This is a genomic window from Pseudomonas sp. FW300-N1A1 (genome assembly GCF_058789115.1).
On sequence record NZ_JBYTBK010000034.1, the window covers coordinates 23,242 to 39,520 of the forward strand.

The 16,279-nt window shown below is 61.0% G+C and carries 16 protein-coding genes; 7 read left to right on the forward strand and 9 right to left on the reverse strand.

Annotated features, from left to right (window positions below):
- The first annotated feature begins 241 nt into the window (after positions 1-241).
- From AC3WQN_RS20080 to astA, 7 genes are all read left to right on the forward strand, one after another.
- Positions 242-1,021 (forward strand): transporter substrate-binding domain-containing protein, encoded by a 780-nt coding sequence (locus AC3WQN_RS20080; protein WP_103399644.1) that lies wholly within the window; start codon positions 242-244, stop codon positions 1,019-1,021.
- Between the two features lie 74 nt (positions 1,022-1,095).
- Positions 1,096-1,821 carry an ABC transporter permease gene (locus AC3WQN_RS20085; protein ID WP_103399643.1) on the forward strand — a complete coding sequence of 242 codons (726 nt, stop codon included), beginning with the start codon at positions 1,096-1,098 and terminating at the stop codon, positions 1,819-1,821.
- On the forward strand, positions 1,818-2,528 hold the full coding sequence (locus AC3WQN_RS20090; protein WP_103399642.1) for an ABC transporter permease: 711 nt from the start codon (positions 1,818-1,820) through the stop codon (positions 2,526-2,528). The genes AC3WQN_RS20085 and AC3WQN_RS20090 overlap by 4 nt, the downstream gene beginning before the upstream one ends.
- Before the next feature lie 62 nt (positions 2,529-2,590).
- Entirely contained in the window at positions 2,591-3,352 is a 762-nt protein-coding gene (locus AC3WQN_RS20095; protein ID WP_103399641.1) for an ABC transporter ATP-binding protein, read from the forward strand.
- A 12-nt stretch (positions 3,353-3,364) separates the two neighbouring features.
- Entirely contained in the window at positions 3,365-3,841 is a 477-nt protein-coding gene (locus AC3WQN_RS20100; RefSeq protein WP_095078984.1) for an Lrp/AsnC family transcriptional regulator, read from the forward strand.
- 256 nt (positions 3,842-4,097) lie between these two features.
- Positions 4,098-5,045, forward strand: coding sequence for a citrulline utilization hydrolase CtlX (ctlX, locus tag AC3WQN_RS20105; RefSeq protein ID WP_103399640.1), 948 nt, complete (start codon positions 4,098-4,100; stop codon positions 5,043-5,045).
- Positions 5,045-6,079 (forward strand): arginine N-succinyltransferase, encoded by a 1,035-nt coding sequence (gene astA / locus AC3WQN_RS20110; protein WP_103399639.1) that lies wholly within the window; start codon positions 5,045-5,047, stop codon positions 6,077-6,079. Before ctlX ends, astA begins: the two co-directional genes overlap by 1 nt.
- A 31-nt stretch (positions 6,080-6,110) precedes the next feature.
- Here astA and AC3WQN_RS20115 read toward each other — a convergent pair whose 3' ends face one another.
- The 9 genes from AC3WQN_RS20115 to arnB form a co-directional block, all read right to left on the reverse strand.
- On the reverse strand, positions 6,111-6,818 hold the full coding sequence (locus AC3WQN_RS20115; RefSeq protein ID WP_103399638.1) for an HPP family protein: 708 nt from the start codon (positions 6,816-6,818) through the stop codon (positions 6,111-6,113).
- A 213-nt stretch (positions 6,819-7,031) separates the two neighbouring features.
- On the reverse strand, positions 7,032-8,423 hold the full coding sequence (locus AC3WQN_RS20120; RefSeq protein WP_103399637.1) for a UDP-glucose dehydrogenase family protein: 1,392 nt from the start codon (positions 8,421-8,423) through the stop codon (positions 7,032-7,034).
- Positions 8,420-8,833, reverse strand: a complete 414-nt coding sequence (gene arnF, locus AC3WQN_RS20125) for a 4-amino-4-deoxy-L-arabinose-phosphoundecaprenol flippase subunit ArnF (RefSeq protein ID WP_103399636.1) — start codon at positions 8,831-8,833, stop codon at positions 8,420-8,422. Before arnF ends, AC3WQN_RS20120 begins: the two co-directional genes overlap by 4 nt.
- Positions 8,830-9,174 (reverse strand): 4-amino-4-deoxy-L-arabinose-phosphoundecaprenol flippase subunit ArnE, encoded by a 345-nt coding sequence (gene arnE / locus AC3WQN_RS20130; RefSeq protein WP_103399635.1) that lies wholly within the window; start codon positions 9,172-9,174, stop codon positions 8,830-8,832. Before arnE ends, arnF begins: the two co-directional genes overlap by 4 nt.
- Complete coding sequence (arnT, locus tag AC3WQN_RS20135) at positions 9,171-10,817, reverse strand: lipid IV(A) 4-amino-4-deoxy-L-arabinosyltransferase (protein ID WP_103399634.1); 1,647 nt, start codon at positions 10,815-10,817, stop codon at positions 9,171-9,173. The genes arnE and arnT overlap by 4 nt, the downstream gene beginning before the upstream one ends.
- Positions 10,814-11,698, reverse strand: a complete 885-nt coding sequence (arnD, locus tag AC3WQN_RS20140; RefSeq protein WP_103399633.1) for a 4-deoxy-4-formamido-L-arabinose-phosphoundecaprenol deformylase — start codon at positions 11,696-11,698, stop codon at positions 10,814-10,816. The genes arnT and arnD overlap by 4 nt, the downstream gene beginning before the upstream one ends.
- Positions 11,698-13,689, reverse strand: coding sequence for a bifunctional UDP-4-amino-4-deoxy-L-arabinose formyltransferase/UDP-glucuronic acid oxidase ArnA (arnA, locus tag AC3WQN_RS20145; protein WP_103399632.1), 1,992 nt, complete (start codon positions 13,687-13,689; stop codon positions 11,698-11,700). Before arnA ends, arnD begins: the two co-directional genes overlap by 1 nt.
- 2 nt (positions 13,690-13,691) lie before the next feature.
- Positions 13,692-14,705 carry an undecaprenyl-phosphate 4-deoxy-4-formamido-L-arabinose transferase gene (gene arnC, locus AC3WQN_RS20150; RefSeq protein ID WP_103399631.1) on the reverse strand — a complete coding sequence of 338 codons (1,014 nt, stop codon included), beginning with the start codon at positions 14,703-14,705 and terminating at the stop codon, positions 13,692-13,694.
- Positions 14,702-15,850 (reverse strand): UDP-4-amino-4-deoxy-L-arabinose aminotransferase, encoded by a 1,149-nt coding sequence (gene arnB / locus AC3WQN_RS20155; RefSeq protein ID WP_103399630.1) that lies wholly within the window; start codon positions 15,848-15,850, stop codon positions 14,702-14,704. The genes arnC and arnB overlap by 4 nt, the downstream gene beginning before the upstream one ends.
- Positions 15,851-16,279: the final 429 nt, after the last annotated feature.

Below are 16,279 nucleotides of genomic sequence, written 5' to 3' on the forward strand. Positions count from 1 at the left end.
TCTGGAGCGCGCCTTACGACACCTGCCCCGTCCCGGCTATTGGCATTCTGGCGTTCCGTTTCAGGTGCTTTTGACAATGCGCCAGAAAAGGATTGCACCCCGACGACTGGCTCCTTCCAGTCGATAACAACAATAAATACGGCTGCGGTGAAGACCGCATCGATTTTCTGCCCCTGTAAAAAGTGTGGTTCGGCGCGGGCGCCTGACCGCTATAAATCCAAATAATCCGGGACTCAAGAAGATGAATATCAAGTGGCTGACCTTGCCGGCACTCGCTTTGCTGTGCTGCTCCACCGGCGCCAGTGCCAAAGAATGGAAAGAGTTGCGCTTCGGCGTCAATCCCAGCTATCCACCCTTTGAGTCCACGACCGCCGACGGCGGTGTGCAAGGCTTCGGCGTCGACCTGGGCAACGCCATCTGCGCCGAGTTGAAACTGACCTGTGTCTGGGTCAGCAACGACTTCGACGGGCTGATCCCGGGTCTCAAAGCCGGCAAGTTCGATGCGATCGAATCCTCGATGACGGTGACGGATGCCCGTAAAAAACAGATCGATTTCAGTGATCGCCTCTATGCCGGACCGACCGCCATCGTCACCCGCAAGGATTCCGGCCTGGAGCCCACCGCCGAATCCCTCAAGGGCAAGACTCTGGGGTTCATGCAAGGCACGATTCAGGAGACCTACGCCAGGGCCAAACTGGCGCCAGGCGGCGTGAAACTGCGGGCCTATCAGAATCAGGATCAGGTGTATGCGGACCTGGTGTTCGGCCGCCTCGATGCATCCATCCAGGATAAGTTACAGGCGCAGATGAGTTTTCTGACGTCCCCACAGGGCGCTGACTTCCAGAACAGCGAAGGCATCAGTGACCCGCTGGTTCCCTCGGAGATTGCCATTGGTATCCGCAAGGGCAACGACGAGCTCAAAGGCATGATCAACGCCGCCATCAAGTCCCTGCACGACAAGGGCATCTACGCACAGATCCAGCAAAAGCACTTCGGCGCTCTGGACCTCTATAACAACTGATCCTCGCGCCCCGAGCACTGTGCCGCGCTCATCGGTACAGCGCACATGCGGGCGCCACAAGACAGGTAACTGGCGTGAATTCCCTCCTGAATCTACTGGGGGTCGATCTCTCGACCCTGCAAGGTTACGGCCCGTTGTTGCTGCATGGCACGTGGGTCACCCTCAAACTCTCTGCGTTTTCGCTGCTGGTCAGCATAGTGTTGGGGTTGCTGGGCGCCGCGGCCAAGTTATCGCCGCAGAAGTGGCTGAACCTGCCGGCGACGCTCTATACCACACTGATTCGCGGTGTGCCGGACCTGGTGCTGATGCTGTTGATCTTCTACAGCCTGCAAGGCTGGTTGAGCAGCCTTACCGAGGCGATGGGCTGGCCCTACATGGAGATCGACCCGTTTCTGGCCGGGATCGTCACGCTCGGGTTTATCTACGGCGCGTACTTCACCGAGACCTTTCGTGGCGCCATTGTGAGCGTGCCACGCGGCCAACAAGAGGCCGCCGCCTGTTTCGGTCTCAATCGCTGGCAACGGTTTCGTTTCGTGGTGTTCCCGCAAATGATGCGTTTTGCCTTGCCGAGCCTGGGCAACAACTGGCTGGTGTTGCTCAAGGCCACGGCGCTGGTGTCGATCATTGGCTTGTCGGACCTGGTCAAAGTGGCGCAGGAGGCGGGTAAAAGTACCTTCAACATGCTCGACTTCCTGCTGATGGCGGCGGCGTTGTACCTGCTGATCACCAGCGCCTCCAACTATGGCTTGCGCGTGCTTGAGCGCCGCTACAACCAAGGGGTACGGGGGATGGCGCGATGATTGAATTGATTGCCGAGTACTGGAGGCCCTTCCTGTTCAGCGACGGTGAGACGTTCACCGGCCTGGCCATGACCCTGTGGTTGCTGGTGGCGAGTATCGTCCTTGGCTTTTGCCTGTCGTTGCCACTGGCGATCATGCGTACCTCGCGCTGGGCGTTGTTGCGCTGGCCGGTCCAGTTGTTCACGTATGTATTTCGCGGTACGCCGCTGTATATCCAACTGCTGATTTGCTACAGCGGGATCTACGGCATTGCGGCGGTGCGCGATCAGCCGCTGCTGGAAGCCTTCTTCCGCGATGCCATGAACTGCACCTTGCTGGCGTTCACCCTCAACACCTGTGCCTACACCGTGGAGATATTCGCCGGGGCGATTCGCAGCATTCCCTACGGCGAAATCGAAGCGGCGCACGCCTATGGCTTGAGCGGCTGGCGGCTGCACCTGCAGCTGATCCTGCCATCGGCCCTGCGCCGCGCACTGCCGTACTACAGCAACGAAGTGATTCTGATGCTGCACGCCACGTCCGTGGCCTTCACCGCGACCATCCCGGACATTCTGAAAGTTGCCCGGGATGCCAACGCCGCCACCTTCATGACGTTTCAGGCGTTTGGCATCGCCGGTTTGCTGTACCTGGGGTTGTCATTCGCCCTGGTCGGCGGATTCCGCCTGGCGGAGAAACGCTGGCTGGGCTTCCTCGGGCCGGCGCACTGAATCACTCACCTCATTTTTGTCCAGAGCGGCGTCGACGCAGACGCCGCTTCAGGAGTGCAAGCATGTACAAACTCACGGTTGAAAATCTGTATAAACGTTTTGGTGACAACGAAGTGCTCAAGGGCGTCTCTTTGAACGCGCGGGCCGGGGATGTGGTGAGCATGATCGGCGCCAGCGGCTCGGGCAAAAGCACCATGCTGCGATGCATCAATTTTCTGGAACGCGCGGACGAGGGGGCCATTGAGCTGGATGGCGAGCGCATTGTCACCCGCCAGGCGGCAGGTGGCATGCGGGTCGCCAATCCGGCACAGTTGCAGCGCTTGCGCACACGACTGGCCATGGTGTTTCAGCACTTCAACCTGTGGAGTCATTTGACCGTGCTGGAGAACATCATGCTGGCGCCCTGCAAAGTGCTGGGTGTCGCCCGCAAGGACGCCGAAACCAGCGCCCGGGCGTATCTGGACAAGGTCGGCCTGCCCCAGCGGGTGGCCGAGCAATACCCGGCGTTTCTGTCGGGTGGCCAGCAGCAACGGGTGGCGATTGCGCGAGCATTGGCGGTGGAGCCACAGATCCTGTTGTTCGATGAGCCGACATCAGCCCTGGACCCGGAGTTGGTGGGTGAAGTGTTGAAGGTGATTCAGGCACTGGCCGAGGAGGGGCGGACCATGTTGATGGTGACTCACGAAATGGGTTTTGCCCGGCAGGTTTCCAGTCAAGTGCTGTTCCTGCATCAAGGCAAGGTCGAGGAGCAGGGCGATGCGACGATTCTCGACCAGCCGAAGAGTGAACGTTTACAGCAATTTCTATCGGGCCGTTTGAAGTGAGGCAAGACGTACATGGCGGATATCCGTGATCTGACGATCGTGCTTGATCGTATCGATCAGGCCATCATCGAGGTGCTGCGTCACGACGGGCGCATCACGTATCAAAAGCTTTCCGAGCGCGTGCACCTGACGCCCAGGCCTTGCCTGGAGCGGGTGCGAAAGCTCGAACAGCTCGGGGTGATTCGGGGTTATGGGGCTATCCTCGACGAAAAGAAACTGACACCGGGCTTGTCGTTGCTGGTGCTGGTGGCGCTGTCGAACCAGAGTGGGCGTGCTGCACAAAAGGCGTTCGAGGCCAAGGTGCGTGCTTGCCCGCAGGTACTGGAATGCCAATTGATCAGCGGAGCCTTCGATTACAGTCTGCGGATGCGCTGCCGTGACATGGAGCACTACCGGGTGCTGACCGAAGTCTGGTTCGATGATCCGGACCTGCATATCGACAAACTGGTCAGTCACCCAGAGCTGGCGATGGTCAAAACCTCGTCGTAGAGACCTGGGCGCTCCCACGCACACGAGGGAACGCAGGCATTGTCCCTCAGCCTGAAGCGCCCATCGGGGGCGCTGCCAGGCTGAGTGTGGTGACGGTCTGCAACGCCCAATCCCTTCCTGTTTTCATCCCGCCAAATCGGCTGAAAGCCCCTGGGTTTTCAGCCATTTTCAACACTGTCGTGCTGCTTATCAGCCGGGTTTTCTGCGCAGTGAAACAGACAATGAGCACCTCTCAACCCTCATTGAACCTGTGCCCATGCAAACCACCAATACCGTTTTGATGATTCGCCCGACACGTTTCTCCTTCAATCAGGATACGGCGGCGAACAACCGTTTCCAGCGCCCGGCGGCCGCGTCGGAGGACGTCCAGCGCCAAGCCTTGCAGGAGTTCGACGGTTACGTCGCTGCGCTACGCGATCACGCTGTGGAGGTGATCGTCCACGATGACCGCGATGCCCCCCATACCCCGGACTCGATTTTCCCCAACAACTGGTGGAGCAGTCACCCCGACGGCACACTGGTGTTGTATCCGATGCAAGGCCATAACCGTCGGCTGGAACGGGACAAGGGGGTGCTGGATCTGTTGCACAACGAATACCGGGTCGAGCACCTGCTGGACCTCACGGCCCTTGAACTGCAGGACGTGTTCCTCGAGGGCACGGGCAGTATGGTGCTGGACCGTCAGGCGCGGATTTGCTACGCCGGCTACTCCACGCGCACCCACGCCCATGCACTGGATCAAGTGGTCAGCCATCTGGGTTATGAGTTGTGTGCATTCAACGCGGTCGATCGCCAGGGTGTCGCGATCTATCACACCAACGTCATGATGAGCGTCGGTACGGAACTGGCCGTGGCCTGCCTGGCTTGCGTGACTGAGCCAGCGCAAGCCCGAGCACTGCGTTCACGCCTGGAAGACAGCGGCAAGCAGGTTATCGCGCTGGGTTGGGAGCAGCTGGAGTCTTACGCTGGCAACATGCTGCAAGTCCACACGGCGGCAGGTGAGCCGCTGTTGGTGATGTCGCGCACTGCCTGGCGTTCCCTCAATGCGGCTCAGCGTCGGCTCATCGAGGCTTACACCACACCGTTGCCCGTGAACATCGACACCATCGAACGGGTGGGCGGAGGGAGTGCCCGCTGCATGTTGGCGGAGGTTTTTCTGCCCAAGGCCCAGCAGGCGTATCCGGCTGCCAAGGAGTGCATGTGATGATCGTTCGTCCTGCGAGACCCAATGATCTGCCGGCATTGCTGGCCCTGGCTCATAGTGCAGGCACCGGTTTGACCACCTTGCCCGCTGATGCGGGACGTTTGCGCCAGCGTCTGGAGTGGGCGGCGAGAACCTTTGCCGGCGTGGCTGAACGCGCTGATGCCGATTATCTGTTTGTACTGGAGAGCGATCAGGGAGAGGTGATTGGAATCTGCGCGCTGGCTGGCGCTGTCGGCCTGCGGGAGCCCTGGTACAACTATCGCCTGGGCCTGTTTGTCGCCGCGTCCAGGAACCTGGGGATCAATCAGCAATTACCGACGCTGTTCCTGGGGAACGACATGACCGGGCATTCGGAGCTGTGTTCGTTGTTCTTGCATGCCGAGCACCGCGCCGGCCTCAACGGTCGCCTGTTGTCCAAGGCACGGTTTCTGTTTCTCGCCGAGTTTCGTCAGCACTTTGGCGAAAAGGTTATCGCGGAAATGCGCGGCTACTCCGACGAAGAGGGCGTATCACCCTTCTGGGAAGGTCTGGGACGGCATTTTTTCAAGATGGATTTTGCCGACGCCGACTACCTCACTGGCCTTGGTAACAAAACCTTCATTGCCGAACTGATGCCCAAGTTCCCGTTACCCACGTGCCTGCTGCCCGAGAGCGCGCGATCAGTGATCGGTCGGGTTCATCCCAACACCGAACCGGCGTTGGGCATGCTCAAGGCGGAGGGTTTTGAACACCGGGATTTCATCGATATCTTCGACGGCGGTCCGCTGATCGAATGCGCGACAGGACAGATCCGAGCGGTACGCGATAGTCAGGTATTGCAACTGAGCATTGGCACGCCAGGGGAGGGGGCCGAAGTCTACCTGATCCACAATCGGCAATTGGCCGAGTGCCGGATTACCGCGGCACCTGCGCGAATCGCCGCCGGGACATTGATTGTCGATGCGCAAACCGCCCAGGCGCTAGGCTTGTGTACCGGTGCCTCGGTGCGAGCGGTGAGCCTGGCGGTACCGGCTCGGCAGCAGACGGCGGCCTGAGGAATAGCGCCTGGCCGTGCCGTTGGCGGTGTCAGGCCTTATTGCCGAACACTTCACCGATACTGCGGCGCTTGGCGTGCCGTTCGCTGGCATGGATCAGTTGTTCAAGGTCCTCGGGGGTCACATCGAAGAAGGCCTCCAGGTCCGCCAGCGCCGCTTTCAGGTCTTGTGCGGTGATTGCCTGGCTGTCGACGGGCGGGTGATCCGCCGGCACCCGGGACACCGGTTCGGCGGGCCGCTTGGGGTAGCGAATACGGGTCAGGTTGTTGTAGACCAGGGCACTGAGCAACAAGGTGGCCGCACTCAACATCACCGGCGCGAGTGCTTTCCAGTCCAGGGCGATGGTCGCCGGGTCCGCCACCACCATCAGCAAGGCCAGCGCACCGGCCGGCGGATGCAGGCAACGCAGCCAGCACATCAGCATCAACGCTGTGCCGGCCGCCAGGCACGCGCTGCCCAGGGTCCGTCCAAGCACATGGGCCACCAACAGTGCTACCACTCCGGCACACAGGTATCCGCCCAGGATCGACCAGGGCTGGGCCAGTGCGCCGGACGACACGGCAAAGAGCAATACAGCCGATGCTCCCAGGGGCCCGATCAGGTGCATGGCCACGTCCATGCCGAATACCTGGCCGCAGAGCCAGACGCTCAGCAGTGTGCCCAGGGACATGCCGATGGCGGCACGGCTCCATTCTGAAGGACGGGTGTTGATGGCAGCGGGGATCCAGCGAGCAAACATGGGCAGAACGGTCCAGTGGCAGAGGGCAGGCAAAAAAAAGGGCTTGTCTGGGTCACCAGAAAGCCCTTCAAGAGTTCCACCATTTGGGGGAGGAACCGGCGCAGTCTGCCGGTCTGGCCGGCCACTGACAAATTCATATTAATGAGCATTAAGTGCATTAATAATGAGGTATGGCTGTTCGGCAACGTAGCACCGGGAGGTCGTGGCCAGGTTCTATGCCGTCTTCTCGACCACGGCAGGCGTCGCAAGTGATGGCTGTGCGCAAACGGGCAGGTTGCGCGATTCGCCCCGGCCCATCGGAAAGTACTGGAAGCCTTTGCGCGCCAGGCGTTCGACGTCATACAGGTTGCGTCCGTCGAAGATCACCGGGGCGTTGAGGCGTTGCTGGATCAGATCGAAGTCCGGTGCCTTGAACTGCTGCCATTCGGTGCAGATGATCAATGCGTCTGCTTCCTTGAGCACGGATTCCGGGGTGCCCATGAGCATCAGTCGTGCTTCGTTCGGGTACAGGTTCTGCGTCTCTTGCATGGCTTCCGGGTCGAACGCCCGCACCGTCGCGCCTGCTGCCCACAGCGACTCCATCAGCACCCGGCTCGGCGCATCGCGCATGTCGTCGGTGTTGGGTTTGAACGCCAGTCCCCACAGGGCAAAGGTCTTGCCTGCCAGGTCACCGTTGTAGAAGGCTTTGATACGCTCGAACAATTTGTGTTTCTGACGCTCGTTGATCGCTTCGACCGCTTGCAGCAGGTCACTGGAACAGTTGGCTTGCTCGGCACTGTGGATCAGCGCGCGCATGTCCTTGGGGAAGCACGAGCCGCCATAACCACAGCCGGGGTAGATGAAGTGGTAGCCGATCCGTTGGTCGGCGCCGATCCCCAGGCGCACGGATTCGATGTCCGCACCCAGGTGCTCGGCCAGTTCGGCGATCTGGTTGATGAAGCTGATCTTGGTCGCCAGCATGCAGTTGGCGGCGTACTTGGTCAGTTCGGCGCTGCGCAGGTCCATGAACATGATGCGGTCGTGGTTGCGGTTGAAGGGCGCATAGAGGTCACGCATGACCTCGCGTACCGCTTCGCTGTCGGACCCGATGACGATGCGGTCCGGACGGCGGCAGTCGGCGACGGCCGAGCCTTCCTTGAGAAACTCGGGGTTGGACACGATATCGAACTGCAGGATGCGCCCGTGGCTGTGCAACCGGCTGTCGATATGGGTCCGCAGGGTATCGCCGGTGCCCACCGGCACGGTGGATTTTTCCACCACGATCAAGGGCAGCTCGCGGTGTCGGGCCACGGCGTCGCCCACCGACAACACATAGCGCAAGTCGGCCGAGCCATCCTCCCCGGAGGGCGTGCCCACGGCAATGAACAATACCTGGCCATGCTGGACCGCCTGTTCCTCGTCGGTGGTGAACAGCAGGCGCCCGCTTTCCAGGCCTTCACGGACCAGGTTGGCCAGCCCGGGTTCGAAAATGCTCACATGGCCTTGTTGCAACAACGCGATCTTTTGCTGATCGATGTCCATGCAGACCACATCGTGACCCACTTCGGCCAGCACGGCAGCTTGTACAAGGCCGACGTAGCCACTACCAATGACACTGATTTTCATGGAGTCTTCCTGACGATTGGGGTGTGGATACCGCGAGAGTTGATGGTGATGACCCCGAGGATGACCAGTGCCACCCCCAGGGTCCTGGAGAGACTGAGCGGCTCGTTGAACAGGGGCAGGCTGGCGGCCAGCAGATACACCAGGGCATAACTGATACTGAGCAGCGAATAGGCCCGTCCCAGAGGCAGGTCACGCAATGCCATGAGCCAGCAGAGCATGGACAGTGCGTAAGCCATGATCGAGGCCAGCACCACGGCGACTGCCAGCGGGTCGACCGTGCCACTGTTCAGTGCAGACAGCCACTGCGCCGGCAAGGGCAGGTGGCTCATGCTCCAGCGCATGCCCAGTTGGGCCGCGCTGACCAACAGCACGCTGCCCATGGCAAAACCGATGCCGCGACCCAGGCTCATGCGTGCCTCCCCAGCAGCACGACACCGGCAATCACCAGGGCCACGCCGATCCAGTGCCGGCGATCGATGGCTTCGTGGAAGACGAAGCGAGCGATCAGGGTAATCAATACGAAATTGAGGCTGAGCATCGGGTAGGCGACGCCGACGTCCAGCCGCTGCAGCACCAGCAGCCACACCAGCAGCCCGCCGCCCAGGCTCAGCAACGCCAGCCACAGCCACGGCGAGAAGAGTTTGTCGATCACCCCCGACACCTGGCCACGCCAGCTTTCCACCGCATACTTCTGGGCGACCTGGCCCAGGCAGGTCAGCAGGCAGGCAAGCACGATCAGCAACAGGCTCATGGCTGACTCTGGGGGAAGATCAGGATCACCAGATTGCCCTGGTCATAACGCTTGAAGTCCTGGGGCAACATGTCGATTTCGTAGTGCTCCTTGCCGTTGATCCGCATCACCACGCCCACCGAACCCTGTCGGCGGGCTTCGGCCATCCATTGGGGAACCTTGAGAAAGTCGACCCGGCGATGCAGGGTGTCAGGATAAGCCAGGCCATATTTCACTTCGCCTACGGTGTTGTACAACGCCACGTCCGGTCGCTTGAGTCGCCAGGCCAGGGCCGAGGCGGCGCCCAGGTCATTGCTCAGCAAGCGACTGGCCTGGCCAAGCTCCTGGGCGTGATCGATGATGAATTGGTCCGGCATCTTGTTATAGACCACCGAGTTGGGCAGGGCGGCCGGGATCAGCGCCACGAACAGCCAACTGCCCAGGGCCGGCGCAGCCCAGCACTGCAACGGGCGCAAGGCTTGCAGTGTGCTGGCGAGGATCCAGCCGGCCAGGGCGATGAACACCAGTACCAGGTGCTCGGGTTCGTCGCTGTAGAGCGGCTTTTTCAATTGAAAGTAGACCAGCGCTATCAGCACCAGCACACCCAGCGCCAGGTTCAGCGCACCGTTCAGGCTGATGGCACGGGTCTGCCGGCTCGCGAGGCGATCGACCAGCACATGGCCCATCAACAAGGCCAATGGCAACAGGCAGGGAAAGATGTAGGCCGGCAGCTTGCCCTTGCTCAGGCTGAAGAAGGCCAATGGCAACAGCAGCCAGAGCAGCAGGAAGCCGATGCTCGCCTGGCGACGGCTCTGCCAGGCTTGTTTGAGCGCAGCAGGCAGCAGGGCCGCCCAGGGCAGGCTGAACGCCACCAGCAATGGCAGGTAGTACCACCAGGGCTCGGCGTGCTGGGCATCTTCGCCGGCAAATCGGCGGATATGCTCGTGCCAGAAGAAGAAACGCCAGTAATCCGGCTCTTGGGCGTGAACGGTCAAGGCCCACGGCAGGCTGATCAGCACGGCAACCACCATCGCCACTGGGCCGTAGACCAGCAGCTCGCGCAGGCGTTTTTGCCAGACCATGTAGGGCAGGGCGACCAGCACCGGCAGCAGCCAGGCGAGAAAACCCTTGGTCATGAAGCCCATGCCACAGGCCAGGCCCAGCAGCGCCCAGAACCCCAGGCGCGCACTACGGGTCTGGCTGTCGATGGCGAACCACAGCGCCACCAGGCTCAGGTTGACCCACAAGGTGAACTGCGGGTCCAGGTTGGCGTACCCGGCTTGGCCGACCACCACGCACAGGCTCATGTAGAGCAGGGCACAGGTGAAGCTCTTGCGCGGGTCATTCCACACGCGGCGGGCAATGAAATACGCCAGCAACACGCTCAGGCCGGTACTCAAGGCCGAGGCCACGCGCACGCCGAACAGATTGTCGCCAAACACCGCCTGGCCGATGGCCATCATCCAATAGCCGGCGACCGGCTTCTCGAAATAACGAATGCCCATGAAGTGGGGTGAAGCCCAGTGGCCGCTCAGCATCATTTCCTGGCTGATTTGCGCGTAACGGGTTTCGTCCGGAATCCACAGGCCATGGGTGGCCATCGGCAACAGGAAAAACACGCCGAACGCCAGTAACAACAAGGGCAGGGCCCAGCGTCTGGTCATTGTCCCTGCACTCCCAGCCAGCCTTCACGACCCTCTAGCGCGCCGCGCAACACGCGTCCCCGGGGCAGGATGGCGGGGTCGGCCGGCAACAACTGACCCAGTGGCTGGAAGCGGATATCGCGTGTTCGGGCATCCACCAGCAATTGACGGAAATGGTTGGCCATCAGAATCCCTTCTACCTCTGCATGTATCGTGTAGACGTTCAGCCTGGAGGGGCTGAACCGATCAAGAATGAATGAGTTGAAGCCTTCAACGGTCACGTGTGGCCCGACCACTTCATCGAAGGTGGGCAAGTCGACCGGAATTTGCGGTGTCCCCGGGCTGCCATCGGCCAGCTGCGGCAAGAACAGGCCCTGCCCGCGACAGTCACTGTTGTAGCGAAAGCCAACGCGCTGCTTGGCCTCGATGACCCGCTCGTCAGCGCGCCATCCGGCCGCGGCGGAACAGTCCACGGCCTGGCCGAGAATATCGCTGAGGGTATCTACGCCCCGGCGAACCTGCTCAATCAGCTGTGCATCGCTCCAGCGTCCGGCATTGGCTTGCCAGCCGTGGTGATCCCAGGCGTGCAACCCTACCTCGTGACCGGCGGCAAGGGTCTGGCGCATCAGGTGCCCCAGGTCACGGCCGATGGGCTTGCCCGGCCAGGCGGTACCGGCCAGCAGAATGTCCCACCCGTACAGGCCCGCCGCGTTGGAGCGCAGCATTTTCCAGAGAAACTGCGGGCGGATCAGGCGCCACAGGTGGCGCCCCATGTTGTCCGGGCCAACGCTGAAGAAAAACGTTGCCTTGACCTGTGCTTCGTCGAGCATGTCCAGCAGCCGGGGCACTCCATCACGAGTGCCCCGGTAGGTGTCGACATCGATTCGAAGACCTGCCTGCATCAACGCTGGTCCGCGATTTCGAGCATGGCTTCGCGCAGGAAGAAGTCCAGCGTGTTGCCGATGGTTTCGCTCATCTCAACGGTTGGGGTCCAGTCCAGCAGTCGCTTGGCGTTCTGGATGCTTGGCTTGCGGTGCGACACGTCCTGATAGCCAGTGCCGTAGAACGCCTTGCTCTCGACGTCGCGGAAACCAGCGAACGGCGGGAAGTTGGCACGCAACGGGTGGGCCTCGAACTGACGCAGCAACTCCTCACCCAATTGACGAATGCTGGCTTCGTTGTCTGGATTGCCGATGTTGATGATCTGCCCGTTACAGGCGTCGTTCTCATTGTCGATGATCCTCGCCAGGGCTTCGACACCGTCGGCGATGTCGGTGAAGCAGCGCTTTTGTTCGCCGCCGTCGAACAGGCGGATGGGCGTGCCTTCCACCAGGTTGAGAATCAGCTGGGTGATCGCCCGGGAACTGCCGATCCGTGCCGAATCCAGGCGGTCCAGGCGCGGTCCCATCCAGTTGAAAGGACGGAACAAGGTGAAGTTCAGGCCTTTCTGGCCATACGCCCAGATCACCCGGTCCAGCAGTTGCTTGGAGACCGAGTAGATCCAGCGCTGCTTGTTGATGGGGCCGACCACCAGGTTGGAGCTGTCCTCGTCGAAGTTCCGGTCCTGACACATGCCATAGACTTCGGAAGTCGAAGGGAAGATCACGCGCTTGTTGTACTTGACGCAGTAGCGAACCAGTTTCAGGTTCTCTTCGAAGTCCAGTTCGAACACGCGCAGCGGGTTGCGGGTGTATTCGATGGGGGTGGCAATGGCCACCAGTGGCAGCACCACGTCGCACTTCTTGATGTGGTACTCGATCCACTCGGAGTGAATGCTGATATCGCCTTCGACATAGTGGAAGTTCGGATGGCTGCGCAGGCGCTCGATGGCGTCGGAGCCGATGTCCAGGCCATAGACTTCGTATCGGCCGTCACGCAGCAGGCGCTCGGACAGGTGGTTGCCGATGAAGCCGTTGACGCCCAGGATCAGCACCCGTGTGCGGCGCGGGGCACGGCCCGACTCGGCGCCACGCAGCACCGAACCGTCCACCAGGCCCAGTTCGTCGGCTAGTTGAGGGCCGCTGAGGAACAGGCCGTTATCGTTGCGCTGGCCGGACGTGATCACCAGCGAGTCTTCGCCGCAGGCAATACGCAGCGGGTCGACGCTGATCACCCGGCCCGGTGCCTGACCTTCATTGCCCCTGGCAACCTCGGCGCTCCAGACGATCAGCTTGTGCTCGCCGACGTCGCAGAACGCCCCCGGGTACGGCTGGGTAACGGCACGAACCAGGTTGAACAGCTCTTCAGCCGGTTTTTTCCAGACCAGTTTGCCGTCTGCCGGGGTACGGCGACCGAACACCGTGGCCCTGGACTCATCCTGGACGGTTTCAGTGAGGCGGTCCTGGATCAGTGGCGGCAGGGTGTCGCGCAGCAGGCTTGCGGCCGCGTCACGCAGCTTGCCGTGCAGGGTCAGGGCGGTGTCTGTGCGCTCGATGGCAACAGGTTGCTGGGCCACGATGGCGCCGGCATCCGCACGCTTGACCATGCGGTGCAGGGTCACGCCGGTTTCCGTTTCGCCATTGACCAGCACCCAGTTGGCCGGCGCACGGCCGCGGTACGCAGGCAGGAGCGAGCCGTGCAGGTTGTACGCGCCTTTGCCGGCGGTGGCCAGCAGGGCTTCGCTCAGCAGGTTGCGGTAATAGAAGGAGAACAGATAATCGGGGTTGAGCTTGGCGATGCGCTCGACCCACAGCGGGTGGTTGACGTCATCCGGTGCATGCACCGTGATGCCTTTGCGGGCACACAACTGCGCGACCGAGCCGTAGAAGGTGTTTTCCTTCGGGTCGTCGGCGTGAGTGAACACCGCGGCAATCTCCAGGCCAGTGTCGAGCAGGGCCTGGATGCCCGCACAGCCGATGTCGTGATAGGCGAAAACAACAGCTTTTGAATTCATGGTCAAACCTGATCGCAAGAGGTGGAAGTCAAACCGTCGACAGTGACAGCGGGAGCCGGCTTGGCAGGTTGCTGGCGCAAGACTTTTTCGATGAAGAACCGTGGACGGGCCCGGACGTCGCCATACATGCGCCCCAGGTACTCGCCCAAAAGCCCCATGCCGATGAACTGGCCACCGGTGAACACGAACAGCACGGCAAACAGCACGAAGGTGCCGCCGCCCGCCCACTGCGCGCCAAAGGCCAGGCGCAGGATAATCAGCATCAAGGCGAACAGCATGCCCAGCGCCGCCATGCCGAAGCCGATGATGCTCAGCAAGCGGAGCGGGGTGGTGGTCATGCAGGTGATCAGGTCGAACATCAGGTTGATCAGGCGCATCGGGCTGTACTTCGATTCACCGTGCTCGCGCTCGGCGTGCTGTACCGGTATCTCGGTGGTGTGGCGGGCAAAGCTGTTGGCCAGGATCGGAATGAAGGTACTGCGCTCGCGGCAGGCCAGCATGGCATCGACCACCGTGCGCCGGTACGCCCGCAGCATGCAGCCGTAATCGGTCATGGCCACGCCCGTCGAGCGTTTCACCGCCAGGTTGATCAGCTTCGACGGATAGCGGCGCAGGGCCGAGTCCTGGCGATTGTTGCGCACGGTGGCGACCACGTCGTAACCCAGTTCGGCCTCTGCGACCAGGCGCGGGATTTCTTCCGGCGGATTCTGCAGATCGGCATCCAGGGTAATCACCAGGTCGCCTTTGCATTGTTCGAAGCCGGCCATGATCGCGGCGTGTTGCCCGTAGTTGCGATTGAGGATGACGGCCACCACGGCGCTGCCTTCGCGTCCAGCGGCTTCCTCGAGCAGTTGCGCCGAGTCGTCGCGGCTGCCGTCGTCGACCATGACGATTTCATAGTCGTGGGTCAGTTGCTGGCAGGCGGCTTCGGTACGACGCAGTAACTCGGGCAGGCTGTCTTGTTCGTTGTAGACCGGGATAACGATCGATACGCAGTTAATCGGATAAGGCTTCAAGGGCGTGGATCCAGAATGTTTTCAATAGCACCGATGACGCGGTCGGCATCATCGCAGGTCATGTCGGGGAACAGCGGGATCGAACACAGGCGTGCCGAGTTCCATTCGGTGTTGGGCAGGTGGATGCCTGGGAAACGCTGACGGTAATAGGTGTGCAGATGCGTGGCGATGAAATGGATGCCGGTGCCGATGTTTTGTTCCTGCAACGCTTGCATGAATGTTTCGCGGTCCATGCCGCAGCGCTCCGGGTCGATGCGCAGGATAAACAGGTGCCAGGCATGCTGTTGCGGATAGGCAGGAATACTCAGTGGCTGCACCGGCAGCGCCTTCAGGCGTTGCAGATAGGTGTGTGCCAGGGTCGTGCGCCTGGCGTTGATCTCGTCCAGGCGTTGCAGTTGCACCAGGGCAATGGCGGCATTGATGTCGGCCAGGTTGTATTTGAAACCTGGCTCGACCACCTGCGCCTGGGGCTTGCGGCCGTGGGTCAGGCGGTCATATGCGTCCACGCCCAGGCCATGAAACTTGAGCATGCGTACCCGGTCGGCCAGCGCTTTGTTGTCGCTGACGAACATTGCCCCTTCGGCACAGGTCATGTTCTTGATGGCATGAAAGGAGAAGATCGCCGTGCCCCGGCCCCCCACGGCCCGCCCGCGATAACGGGTGCCGGCCGCATGGGCGGCGTCTTCGATGATCGGGATACCGTGCCGGTCCCCCAGTGCATAGAGCGGATCGAGGTCGAAGGCCGCCCCGGCGTAATGCACCGGAACAATGGCCTTGGTGCGCGGGGTAATGGCCGCTGCGATGGCCTCGACATCGGCCATCAAGGTATCGCGGTCGACGTCGACGAAGACCGGGGTCGCGCCGAGCAAACAGATGATGTTGGCGGTGGATACCCAGGTTTGCGAGGGTGTGATCACTTCATCGCCAGGGCCGATCCCCAGCGCCAGCAGGGTGACATGCATGCCGCCGGTGGCCGACGACAGCGCGACAGCGTGCTCGCAGCCCACGTACCGGGCAAACTGCTGCTCAAGTTCCTGGTTCTTCGGTCCGGTGGTAATCCAGCCAGAGCGCAATACCTGCTCCACGGCAGCCATTTCTTCAGCGCCGATACTTGGGCGAGAAAAGGGCAGAAATTCCTGGGTCATGGGGGCGTTGGGTCCGTAATTATCAGCAGTCGTTATCTTCTTCGAGTCCGCATCGAGCCGCGACCGAGTAGATGTTTTTTGGCTTTTACAGGTTAATGAATAGAAACCATATCAATGGTTTAGCTGATGATCATGAAAAAGTACATTAATTGGCTATGTTCTGTGCTATCGACGGATTGTCGATTGCGAGTGACTGGTTTCGGGTGCGCTGAGAGTAAGCGTGATTTTGTGAAAACGACATGAAAAAACGGTGAGCAAGCCGTATAACGTGAAGGTTTACAGCAAATGTTCAGCGTTCGGGCATGGGCAGTGCTCAAATCAGAAATGTCTTACATCTGTACTGGGTAAAAGAAGACGATAGCCGCTACGGTTGTCGACTTCGATTATTAATCTCCTTCATACATGGCTAAAATCTGCGGAACAACTCAC